Origin of the sequence: uncultured Ellagibacter sp. (assembly GCF_934643285.1) — a bacterium.
Classification (GTDB): Bacteria; Actinomycetota; Coriobacteriia; order Coriobacteriales; family Eggerthellaceae; genus Ellagibacter.
Genome location: NZ_CAKUBT010000018.1, coordinates 22,734 through 35,081, shown reverse-complemented (window position 1 = coordinate 35,081; position 12,348 = coordinate 22,734). Strand labels below are relative to the sequence as shown.

Below are 12,348 nucleotides of genomic sequence, written 5' to 3'. Positions count from 1 at the left end.
GGCAGCGGATCTTGCCGCCGCGTAGGATATAGAGAGAAGGACGGGCGAAGCGTGTCCGAAATCTTGACACACCTCATACAACCCCAACCGCTTGAAGAGACCCCTCAAGCGAGTCGGCGAACGCGGAAGCGGCCAGTGGGAGGAAATCACCTGGGACCAGGCCTTTGACGAAATGGCCGAGCGCCTTGCCGATCTTCGCGACAAGTACGGAGCCGAAACCCTGTGCTTCCTCGAGGGAACATACCGCACGCAGTCCAACCTGCACTACAAGTTCACCAACCTGTTCGGCACGCCGAACACCGGCGGCAACGGCACCATCTGCTACAGCTCCGACATGTGGCTCGAGCCGTGCACCTACGGCGGCTTCTGCTCCGATAAGTCGGACTGGAAGCGCGCTGACCTCGTCGTTTTGTGGGGCCGCAACCCTGCTGCGTCCGAGCTTTTGAACTGGCAGTGGACCCTGCGCAACATGCAGGAGCGCGGCGCGAAGTTCATCGTCATCGACCCCCGTTTCTGCGAGGTCGCCCAGAAGGCCGATCTCTTCCTGCAGATCCGCCCCGGCACCGATGCGGCACTCGCCCTCGGCATGATCAACGTGATCATCGAGGAGGACCTCTACGACCATGAGTTCGTCGAGGAATGGTGTTACGGCTTTGACCAGCTGAAAGAGCGCGCGGCGGAATATCCCGTCGAGAAGGTCGCGGAAATCACCTGGATTCCCGCCGACAAGATCCGCCAGGCGGCTCGCATGTACGCGACGACCAAGCCCGCCTGCCTGCCTTGGGGCGAGAAGGGCGGCGACGGCTGCGGCCTCAACGCCTCGAGCGCGATTCAGGGCAAGGCCATCCTGCGCGCCATCACGGGCAACATCGACAAGGTCGGCGGCGACCAGCTGACCATGCCGGGCGACCGCGGCAACACCGAGGACATGAACTTCTCTCACGACGCCCTCTCCCAAGAGCAGCGCGACAAGATGGTCGGCAACGACATGTACCCGGGCCTCACCTTCAAGGGCTGGGACATCATCTCGAAGGCCTACCCGCGCTTCTATCCCTACAGCAACGCGCCGACGATGTTCCGCCAGATGATCAGCGGCGACCCCTACCCCATCAAGGCATGCATCGTGCAGGCGGACAACCCGATGCTCGCGTTCAGCAACACGAAGCTCGTGCATGAAGCGCTGAAGAGCCTTGATTTGCTCATCGTGCACGATTACTTCATGACGCCGACGGCGGCGCTGGCCGACTACGTGCTGCCCGCGGCGACGTGGCTCGAGCGCTGCAGCATCGGTTACCCGACCATGGACGTCGAGCAGGTGAGCATGGCTGGCAGCATGCCCGTCCTCGAGCGCTTCGAAGGCGGCACCAACATCGACTTCCGCGATGACTACGAGTTCTGGTACGGGCTTTCCGAGCGCCTTGGCTTCGCCGACAAGTGGTGGGGTCCGAAGTACGAGGACATGATGAACGACCAGGTGGCGCCTTTCGGCATGAAGTTCCGCGACTTCTGCGAGAAGGTGAAGTACCTGAAGGTTCCCAACGTGCCGGAGAAGTACAAGGAGCCGGGCTTCAAGTTCCTCACCCCGACGGGCAAGGTGGAGCTGTACTCGACGGTCATCGAGAAGCTCGCGAAGGAGACGGGCCGCAACTTCGACCCGCTGCCGAGCTTCACGTTCCCGCCGAACTTCCCCGAAGCGGACCCGGAGTACGCCAAGGAGTACCCGCTCTGCATGATCACAGGTGCCAGGTTCATGCCCTTCTACCACACCGAGCATCGTCAGCCAGGTGCATATCGCAACCTGCATCCGGACCCGATCTTCGATATCCACCCCGACACCGCCATCTCGCTTGACATCGCACCGGGCGATTGGTGCTGGATCGAGACGCACAAGGGCCGCATCAAGCAGCGCGCCCGCACCACGACGACGGTCGATCCGCGAGTCATCAGCGTACAGCATGACTGGTGGTTCCCCGAGGAGCCCGAAGCCGAGCCGTCGCTGTTCGGTGTGTTCAAGTCGAACGTGAACGTGATTTTGGACGACGACGCGAAGTATCTCGATCCGCTGATGGGATCCTGGCCGCTCACGGGTGCGAGCGCCAAGGTCTACAAGTGTGAAGAGCAAGACTGATAAGGATTGATGAGCCATGTGTTTCAGACCAGCATCGACGACGATGGGCGCTCGGATTTGCATGAAGTGCCACTATGTATGCGATGACGTGAGCGCCGAGAAATGCCCGCAGTGCGGGGAGCCCTTCGAGGCTCCCGCAGCCGGGGCGCCGACAGCGGGCGGAGCGGCCGGGGCTCCCGGAGCGCCGAGTGCTCCCGGGGCGCCGGGTGCGCCCCAAGCGCCGAGCGCGCCTCCGCAAGCGGAGTAGGGCCGGGGGCGCATAAGCTGCCACAATCCGACCGCTTCCACGCGGGCGGGAAGGGTGTCAATCCCTTCCCGCCCGCTTTCTTTATGTTCGCGTGCGGCGGCTTAAAGCTCCCCACGAACGTCCCATGCGGACGCTTCCACGCGCGAGCTCGCGGGCGGACGCTTCTCCCCGCGCGAGCTTGCGGGCGGGCGCTTCCCCGCGCGAGCTCGCGGCTCCCCTCAACTAGCAGCAGAGCCCATCCGAACGCAGCGTTTCCCCGCAAGCGGGCGGCTTCAACCGGCTTCGAATGCTCCGCTCCAACCCCGCGGCGTGTACAAAAATGACGATAAGTTGTGAAGGAACGATGAAGTCGACCCGATAATCGATTTTACTGTCCCAATAATGTCCCATTCGAAGCGAAATCGAACAGAGTTATTCCCCATTATTATGCGTTTTGTGGTGTCGTCCACAATTCCTGCGCAACTTATCGTCAATTTTGTACACGCCCTTGAACACCCCGACCCGGACCCTCCATCGCGGCGAAAATGGCTTGCGCACGCCATTTTCGCACACGCTCCGAAACGCCCAAGCATCCCTCGTCGCACACGCTCCGAAACGTCCAACCGCTCCGCCGCGCGCTCCCAAACGCCCGACCCCTCCATCTCACCGAGACCGACTTGCGTCCGCCATTTTCACGCGCACCTCAAATGCCTGCCCCCCACCGCACGTAGCCGACGAGCGTTTGCCCGCGCGCACTTCATGGGGTAATGTGTGTTCCCGCTATTCGTCACGAGAGGGAGCCCAATTCCATGTTCAAAATCAACCACGCCATTTTGCACGTTTTCGATTTCGTCTCATGCGCGAACGTGTTTTCGCAGGAAGAGCTGGACCTTTCGGACAAGAACGTGAAATCCTACGTGCAGCGCGTCGCGAAGCATGCGCTCGGCAACATCGACAACAAGCGCGGCGAGTTCGAGGCCGAAAGCGGTTTCAAAAACGAACTTTGCGCCTACCTGAACGGGCAAAGCAACTTCACCGACCTCTCGCTCATGATCGCCGAGTTCCTTGGAAGCGAACTTGGCCGCATGGAGCAGCCGGCCTCGTGCGACCTGCTCGTCGTTGATTTCGAGGACTCGCCGCGCGCCCCGAAGCTCGCCGCGGATGACCTCGCGGAGATGTCCGAAGAAGAAGCCGCGGCTGCCCAGGCCGAGCTCGATGCGGCGTTCGCCGGGAGAAGCGCCCGCTACTTCGGGTTGCTGCTTCTTGAAAGCAAACCGGCGTTCATGCACGAGGTGAGCAAGGCCGAAGACGGCGCGTCGGTGAACCGCATCGAGCGTCACCACGCCATCCTGCCAAGCCCCTCGCAGAAGATCTCCTCGTTTGCCCTGGTGGACGTGCGCACCATGTCGGTGCAGTTCGTCGACAAGGCACGCGAGATTGCCGGCGAGGAGCGCTACCTCATCCCGCAGGGCCTGCTTCAGTGCACGATGGAAGCGTCGAGCAAGGAGCTCATCGACACGACGATGCGCCTGGTCGAGGAGGTTGCCAACGAATACGGCAACAATGCGGCGATCGCCACGGCGAAGGCGAAGGCGTACGTCGCAGAGAACGCCGAAGACTCCGATGAGGTGCCCTTTGACGAGTTCGTCGAAGAGGTGTTTGAGGACGAGGGGCCGCGCCGCAGCTTCGTCGAGGCGGCGCAGAAGGAAAACCTTCCCGAGCACGCGCCCGTCGAGCGCGCGGTTGCCAAGCGCGTCACGCGCAACCACAAGATCCGCACCGACACCGGCATCGAGATCACCTTCCCGGCGGAGTACGCGCAGAATCCCGAGTTCATCGAGTTCACCAGCACGTCAAACGGGCTTATCCGCATCGAGCTCAAAAACATCGGAAGCATCGAGAACAAGTAGCGGCGCTCAGAGGAGGCAAACAGGGGGAAGTGCACGAGGACAACGGTGTTTGGTGCGTGGGCTTTCCCGATTACGTGCTGCGGCACAGTTTTCCCGCCGATTCGCCCTTATGGGCTTCTCGTCAGTGCGATTCTGCGGGGCACTTCGGCACTGCGGAAAAGCGAGCAGGCAAACACGCCCTAAGAGCAGCAGACCGCAAAGGGCCTCATATTGGGAAGCCGAAGGGGCAAGGGCGGCTCCCCCGGAAAGGGAGTGCGCCCCCAAATGAAAATGAGCCGCAAAGACGCCCCAAATCCATCATGCGCAAAGGCTGACTCGCATTCGCTCTATCTTGTACCTGGTCAGCCAACCTGAGGATGTCAACCTCAACCCCTCAGCTGAACGTCCGCCCCGCCCGCCCCTTCCGTCGCGGTTCCCCCTTCCAGCAGGCCTCTTCGCCGCAAAGATTCCTCACCTATGGAGTATGAACCGCAGGCAATTCAGCCAGATGGTAGGATGCAAACTATTGAATCATGATGGAACCATGGTCGTTTCGTGCACCGCATGCGCGTTAAATGTCACTCGTGGCATCTATAATTCCGCTGGCGGGCGCACCATTCAAATCGCGTTCCCCGCACGTTATCTTGGATACAACGAGAAGATTAGAGAAGGAACGTGATAGATGATTATTATCGTAGCATGCGAGGGTTTAGGCGTATCGCCCCATGCCGTGCATTGCGCGAGCTTCATGTGCTACACCGTCGAACGAGGGATTATCGCTGACTGCCGCAACCTGCCGAACCCTGGGCTTTCCGCCGAGGACACCACGCAGATGTTCATTGACCTGGGCGTCAGCACCATTATCACCGGCGGGATCGACTACGACTTCGCAAACATGCTCTGCCACGCCGGCGTCGAAGTCGTCGCTGGCGTCGAAGGCTCGGCGCGCGAAGTGCTCGAAGCTTACATTAACCACACGCTCATCGGCGCCGACGAGCTGTGCCACACCCTCGCCTTCAACAACGACGAGGAAGAAGCAGAAGTCGACGATGCGTTCGCGAAGCTGGAAGCGAACTTCTTCACAGCGAACGCGTAAAGAAGTGAAAAAGAGAATCGCGTAGAAAGCTCGCCGTTTGGCGGGCTTTTTCTTTTTTTGGGGCGATGGGAAGAAGGCGTGGCCTTGCAGGGCGCGCCGCGGTGACGAGACGCGACCGTATCATACGGCGCCGTCCACTCGCAAGCGCTCCGAAACTCGCGGCACGCGCGGGCGGGCGACCTGGGGCGCGCGGCCCACACACCGCCCTTCTCGGTTACTCGCTTTCGCGCGAATCGATGTGCACGAAGTCCATGAACTCCTGCTGGGAATGCACGCCGCACTTCGAGTAGATGTTGCGCGCGTGCGCATGCACGGTGTTGAGCGAGATGACGAGCTCATCGCGGATGAACGGGCGGCTGCGCCCCGACAAGAGCAGCGCGGCGATCTGCGTCTCGCGCTCGGTAAGCCCATAGCGCGACTGGAGCTCTTCCGCCGTCTTCTCGAAGATGGAGGCGAGCTCCTCCCCCGCGGAAAGTGGCACGGCAGAACCCGACCTGGCAACAGGGCCAGGTGCAGAGGTAGAGGCGAAGCCAAAAGGCATGCCACCTGAAGCCGCAACGCCGTATTCCACACCTGAGCCCGCATCATTCGCACCAGCCGTAACGCCGCCGGAGGCATTCGCACCGGCGCCAGAAGCGTTCGCTCCGATAGCAACGCCACCCATAGCGCTCGGACCGCCAACAGCAAGTGCCCCGTCCGCAATAGCATTCACGGGAGCCGCAGGAGCATCGGTTCCAGAAGCACATCCGCCAGCCGCGCTGCGAGCCACGCCATTCCCCGCAGCGCCCGCATCAGAGCACGGGCTCGCGCACGCCGAGCATGCCAAGCGAGGAATCGACATGGCGAACTCCGCGTCGGTGAAGCGACGCACGGCATCGCTCAAGAACAGCCAGCGCGGGTTGAAGCCGACAAGCATCGCGACGAGCGCGACTGCCCCCGTCGCGATAAGCGTCAAGTTCGCAAGAGCGGGCGCACCAACATCGAAAAGTGGCAGCGAAAGGGTGAGCGCCAGGGAAATTCCCAGGCCTTCCGCAGCAAACAAGCCGCCGAACAGGACAAACGACGACACGCCGATGCGCCTCACATACTTCGGCGCCACAACCCACACGCACATCTGGACGCCGAACATGGCGATGAAGTTGACCGCATATGCGACGCTATGCTGCTCGGGAATGCCCAGGTCGATCAGCAGAAGACCGCAACCGATAATCATCAGCGGCACCGACCAGCGATAGAGGAAGGTGAAGTTCAAGAAGCGCGTCTGTCGCATGCACGTGAGAAACGCCGCAATCGCAAGCACCGCCGCAATGGAGAACGGCACGAGGTAGTGCATGAATCGCCCGCCATACGTCATCGGCGAGGACGCAACGCGGAACAGCGCGATCTGAAACCAGATGAGAAAGTACAGCACAAAAAGGGAGACCAGATGGGAAAACTGCTTGCGCAGCCCTACATGAGCGAGCGCACCGACCGCCTCCCCATCGGCAGAGACGCTGCGACCGCAGCGAGGGCGAAACACAATCCACACGGACACGACGGGCAAGACGGCGTCCACCACCATGAACAGCGGCCCCTTCACCGCCAAAAGCACGAAGTACACGACAAACGAGATCACAAACGACAGCGGCACGGTCGATTCGATGTGCTCCTCGTCGCAGTAGCTGAAGCGGGATCCCCACAAGATCCCGAGCAGGGAAAGCCCCACGCCGCAGCACAGGCCGCCTGCCACGGTGAGCGCGGCATACCACGAGATGTCGAGATGGCTCACCCAGACGAGAACGGACCCGATGCATGCGCAGCCGGCACCAAGCGCGCCGATCATGTGCTGCGCCGCCTCACCGCGCCCCCTCCCGCGCAGCAGCGCGTACACGACGATAACAGCAATCGCAGCGATGGCCTCGCCGATCCCGGAATACACCCATGAGCGCTCGATGCTGCACAGCCGAATGACCACGGGGACGAGCCCGCACGAAAATAGCGAGCAATATACCCAAGCGAGATAGCACCCCAGCCCAACGCTTCGTCGAAGCTGAAGCGGCAGCGCCTTAAGTGAGAACGCCATGCCAATCTCCTCCCGCTCTTTCCCCCAATAGGAAAAGTGTAGCGCACCTTTCGCCCATCTATCCGATAAACCTGTAACTAGATTAATAACCAACCCCGTTTTCCTGGGGAAACACGAAATATAGTCACAATGTGGTTAGACCCGGAAATGGGGCATTAGGGTCGATATACCCATCCTCTTACGATGACGACGCGCCCTCTTTCTTGCGAGACTAGGCCTCAAGGTTCCACGATTTTTTCGAGAAGGAGGGGAATTATGGAATCGACCAAAATGAGTCGAAGGAGCTTCCTTGCCGCCATGGGGGCCGCGGGCGCTTTGAGCGTCGCGGGCGTCGGCATCTCCGGGCAAAGCCACAAAGCGCTTGCTGCAGACGCTGACTTCGCAGCGCCGGCAACGGGCCACGGCCAGCCGCTGGAAGCTTCGGTCGACCCGAAAACCGGAGACGTCAACATAAACGAAGACGTCATCGTCCGCTACAGTGCTTGCTTGGGATGCTACAGCTCATGCGGCAACCGACTGAAGCTTTCCCGCGACGGCGGCACGCTTTACTCGGTCGGCGGAAACCCGTACAACCCAAGCTGCGCAAACCCGTACCTGCCGTTCGAGGCGCCGCTTGAGGACGCCTATCGCTCTATGAGCTATGCCAACGGCTATGGCAACTCCACGCGCGGCACGTCGTGCGGACGCGGCCAGGCGACGCAGGACGGCTATGGGCAGCCCGACCGCATCACCATGCCGCTCAAGCGCGCGGGCGCTCGAGGCGAGGGCAAGTGGAAGCCCATCAGCTGGGATCAGCTCATCAAGGAAGTCACGGAAGGCGGCAAGCTGTTCGCCGACATCGGGGAAGACCAGGAAATCGAAGGCTTCCTCTCCATCCATGACACCGAGACGCCGCTCAATCCCGACGAGCCGACGCTCGGACCGAAATCCAACCAGTTCGTCCTTTTGGGCGGGCGTGGCGACGGCCGCACCACCTTCGGCGGACGCTTCGCGAACTGCTTCGGGTCGGTCAACCAATTTGGCCACGCCTCCACTTGAGGCGGCTCCGCAAGTGCGAGTTCGTACTTTCACACTGGGTCCCGTTCCCTTCGCCCCGACGCATTAGACGCCGAATATATTCTGTGGTTGGGCACCGCACCTGGAACTAACGGCAAGAGCTTCCAGGAAATTGCACGTGACACCCTGATCAACCTGCAAGAGCATGGCGCAAAGATGGACGTCTTCGACCCCGTGCTCGGCAATGGCTGCTGCACGCCGGGTGCCAAGGGCATCACCTGGCACCCCATCAAGACCGCCACGAACGGCCAGTTGGCCCTCGGCATGACCCGCTGGATCATCGAGAACAAGGCCTACAACGCCGATTATCTGGGATTCACCAGCTACAAGGCTGCCGTCGCCGGCGGTTTCGCCTCCTACACGAGCGCAACCTTCCTCGTCATCGACGACGAGTCCTCCGCGAACAACGGCAAGCTCATGACCGCCGCGGACGCAGGGCTCACCGAGCCCGAGGCCGATCCCACAGCGAAGACCAAGCCGACCTACTACGTGGTCATGGACGCCGAGAAGAACGAGGCGGCCTTAAACACCGACGCCGAGCGAGGCCTCATCGACTTCGAGGGCGAAGTGAACGGCATCAAGGTCCGCTCCGCGTTCCTCTACCTCAAGGACAGCGCTTTCTCGAACACCATGGACGAGTACGCCGAGATCTGCGGCGTGCCGCGCGAGACGATTGAAGACGTTGCGCGCGAGTTCACTTCCCACGGCGTGAAGGCCGCAACGACGGGCCTCGGCTCGACCGCAGCTGCCAACGGCGTGAGCTCCATGGCCGCCTATACCTTCTTAAACGCGCTCATCGGCTCGAACCAGATGCTCGGCGGCATGGTTGCCCGCCGCATCGGAGCCGCCACCACCGCCGACGGCAAGCGCTACAAGCTTTCCACCATCGCGGGCAAGCCGGCGCTCACCGACGCAAAGAACTGCCAGAACATCGGCCGCACGAAGCGCATCTGGAAGAAGACCGACGAGTACAAAAACCGCGTCGCCGCAGGCGAAACCGACCCGAAGCCACTGCTTCCCTGGTTCAGCCACACCGGCGTCTCGGACAACCAGGCGCTCATCTCGGCGCTGTGCAAGTATCCCTATCAGGCGAAGATCGTCATGTCCTGGATGACCAACACCCTCCAGGCGACCTCCGGCCTTCTGCGCGACTCCGTACTCGAGCGTATGAAGGACACCTCGATCATCCCGCTGCACATCGCTTGCGACGTCGTCATCGGCGAGCATGCGCAGTACGCCGACTACATCGTGCCCGACACGAACCCCTTTGAGAGCTTCGGCGTAGTCACCAACGAGGGCTTCTTCAAGAGCAAGGGCAACTCCGTCCGCTGGCCTGCGAAGACTCCCGAGACCATCGAGATCTCGGGCGGCCGCCATGCAAGCTTCGAGGCGTTCTGCTGCGACGTTGCCAAGGTCTGCGACATGCCCGGCTTCGGCGACAACGCCATGACCGACGTCGACGGCAAGACCTGGCCGCTCAACGACGCGTGCGACTTCTTCCTGAAAGCCGTTGCCAACCTCGCCTACGACGCCACCCCCGTCGACGATGTCGCCTCCAAGGACATGAAGCTGCAGGCGCTCGACAACCTTCCCGAAGCATGGAAGAACGCCGTGAGCGAAGAGGAGTGGCCGAAGGTTTTGAACGTGCTCTCGCGCGGCGGTCGCTTCTGGCCCATGGAGGACTGCATCGGCAAGAACGGCGCCATCAAGTACGCCACCGAGAACTTGACGCACTTCTACAGCAACCGCAAGGCGGCCGACGCGAACCCCTACACCGGGGAAAAGCTCTCGGGCACGCTTACCAACGACCCCGAGCGCTTCGCCGACAACTCCACGCTCGAGGACCATTACTCGCGCGAGGAATACCCGTTCCGCTCGACGAACTACAAGCCGCGCTTCCGTTCGATCTCCTTCTTGGCCAACAGCCCGATCATGCGCGACTTGTGCGACCACAACTACCTCGAGCTCAACCGCGACGACGCGAAGGCGCTCGCCATCAAGGATGGCGACACCATCAAGATCACGAACCCCTCGGGTGACGTGATGGAAGGTGAGGCCATGGTTCGCGGCGGCATCGCCGAAGGCACCTTCGGCGTGGCCTACGGCTACGGGCATCGCGCCTACGGTGCGCAAGACATCGCCATCGAAGGCGAACAAACCCGCAAGGGCAACCCGGCAATCGGCTCGGGCATCCACCTGCAGACGATGCTCGACCCGACGATCAGTGAGATCTATCCCCTGGCAGACCCCGAGGGAACCTCTCCTGGACGCTCGGGCGGCATGTACAAGATCGAGAAAGCCTAAAGGAGGGATAAACGATGAGTGAGAAAAAACTTGGTATGCTGATCGATCTGTCCCTCTGCGTGGGATGCAACGCCTGCGCTGTGGCGTGCAAGCAGGAAAACGAGGTGCCGACCGGCTGCTTCAACACCTGGATCGAGAGCTTCGACGTCGAAACCGACGGGCAGATCAGGCGCGCGAACATCCCGAAGCTGTGCAACCACTGCGAGGACGCCCCCTGCGTGAAGGTGTGCCCAACCCAGGCAAGCCATCGCACCGAGGACGGCACGATCGTCGTCGACCCCGAGCGCTGCATCGGGTGCAAGTACTGCATGGCCGCGTGCCCCTACCAGGTGCGCTACCAGCTGCCTTCGGGCGAGGTGGAGAAGTGCACCTTCTGCCAGCACCGCACGAGCAAGGGAATGCTCCCCGCCTGCGTGGGAACGTGCATCACGCACGCTCGCATGTTCGGCGACTTGAACGATCCCGAGAGCGACTTCTCGAAGAAGCTTGCCGCGAGCAAGACCGAGACGCTCTATCCCGACCTGGGACTTTCACCCCATGTCTACTACATTGGGCTCGACGATACGCTCGCAATGCCCGTTGCCTCCGCAGTTCACAAGGGCGGCAACGTCTTGCGGCACTACGAGGGGTGATACGTCATGGTATGGAATTGGATGATTGCACTGTATCTGTTCTTGGCAGGTATGGGCGCCGGCACATTCGTGCTCTCCGGCATTGCGGGCATGGCGAAGAAACCCTGTCCGAAAATCAAGACGATCGGCTTTATCGCAGGCCCGGTCTGCGTGGCCGTAGGCACCCTGCTTCTGGTCGTCGATGCACATGCGGGACTGATGAACCCGCTGAGATTCTTCTACCTCGTGAGCAACCTGGGGTCGGTCATGGCCTGGGGTGTCATCATCTTGGCGCTGTTCATCGTGGTAGCGGCGATCGACGCGATCATCATGATCGTGAAGAAATCGACGCCTCGTGTGCTCGACATCATCGGCATGATCTTGGCCGTGTGCGTCGCCGCCTACACCGGCGTGCTTCTGGGCGACGCGTCCGTCGCGTTCCCTCTGTGGCACCCGATCATCCTGCCGATCCTCTTCCTGGTATCGGCAGCTTCGACCGGATTCGCGCTCGTCTTGGTCATCGCGCATGGGAAGGCCCATGACGAGATCGCGAACATCGGCTTTACCGTGAAGTCCGGCATGGTCCTGCCAGTGCTCGAAGCGCTCCTCGTGATCGCGCTCCTCGGCACGGTGGCCATCACAGGCGGCTCGGCTGCAGCAGCAGCGAAAGCCTCGGTCGCGAACCTGCTCACCGGCGGCTACGCGCTGGCATTCTGGGTCCTGTTCGTCATCGTCGGGCTTGCGTTCCCGTTCGCGCAGGCGCTCCACAAGTCGATGCAGGAAAAGAAATCGCTCATGCAGCAGCCTGGGCTCACGATCGCAGGCGAGGTCGGAGTCCTCATCGGCGGCTTCATGCTGCGCTACCTGATCGTCATGGCGGCAATCCCCGTAGCCTTGGGATAGTTCGCCCACCCTCCGCCGCGGGGTTCCCCTGAGCCCCGCGGCTCGGTTCCATGACTCCCGTATGAACCGATTG

Annotated in this window: 8 protein-coding genes; 7 read left to right on the top strand and 1 reads right to left on the bottom strand. The window is 61.6% G+C overall.

What is annotated here, in order from left to right; translation table 11 throughout:
* The first annotated feature begins 91 nt into the window (after positions 1-91).
* The 3 genes from Q0I65_RS07865 (at position 92) to Q0I65_RS07855 (ending at position 5,339) form a co-directional block, all read left to right on the top strand.
* Entirely contained in the window at positions 92-2,128 is a 2,037-nt protein-coding gene (locus Q0I65_RS07865; RefSeq protein ID WP_296062063.1) for a molybdopterin-dependent oxidoreductase, read from the top strand.
* 1,035 nt (positions 2,129-3,163) lie between these two features.
* Positions 3,164-4,264: a nucleoid-associated protein gene (locus Q0I65_RS07860; protein ID WP_296062061.1), complete on the top strand. Its 1,101-nt coding sequence runs from the start codon at positions 3,164-3,166 to the stop codon at positions 4,262-4,264.
* Between the two features lie 661 nt (positions 4,265-4,925).
* On the top strand, positions 4,926-5,339 hold the full coding sequence (locus Q0I65_RS07855; RefSeq protein WP_296062058.1) for a NifB/NifX family molybdenum-iron cluster-binding protein: 414 nt from the start codon (positions 4,926-4,928) through the stop codon (positions 5,337-5,339).
* Positions 5,340-5,553: 214 nt separating this feature from the next.
* Here the strand turns inward: Q0I65_RS07855 and Q0I65_RS07850 are convergent, their stop codons facing one another.
* Entirely contained in the window at positions 5,554-7,401 is a 1,848-nt protein-coding gene (locus Q0I65_RS07850) for a LuxR C-terminal-related transcriptional regulator (RefSeq protein WP_296062056.1), read from the bottom strand.
* 255 nt (positions 7,402-7,656) lie between these two features.
* Between Q0I65_RS07850 and Q0I65_RS07845 the strand changes: the two genes are divergently transcribed.
* From Q0I65_RS07845 to nrfD, 4 genes are all read left to right on the top strand, one after another.
* Positions 7,657-8,439, top strand: a complete 783-nt coding sequence (locus tag Q0I65_RS07845) for a twin-arginine translocation signal domain-containing protein (protein ID WP_296062053.1) — start codon at positions 7,657-7,659, stop codon at positions 8,437-8,439.
* Positions 8,440-8,613: 174 nt separating this feature from the next.
* Entirely contained in the window at positions 8,614-10,761 is a 2,148-nt protein-coding gene (locus Q0I65_RS07840) for a molybdopterin dinucleotide binding domain-containing protein (RefSeq protein ID WP_366513238.1), read from the top strand.
* Between the two features lie 14 nt (positions 10,762-10,775).
* Positions 10,776-11,393: a 4Fe-4S dicluster domain-containing protein gene (locus Q0I65_RS07835; protein ID WP_296062052.1), complete on the top strand. Its 618-nt coding sequence runs from the start codon at positions 10,776-10,778 to the stop codon at positions 11,391-11,393.
* Between the two features lie 6 nt (positions 11,394-11,399).
* A complete protein-coding gene (gene nrfD, locus Q0I65_RS07830; protein WP_296062049.1) occupies positions 11,400-12,275 on the top strand; it encodes an NrfD/PsrC family molybdoenzyme membrane anchor subunit in 876 nt (291 codons plus the stop codon).
* Positions 12,276-12,348: the final 73 nt, after the last annotated feature.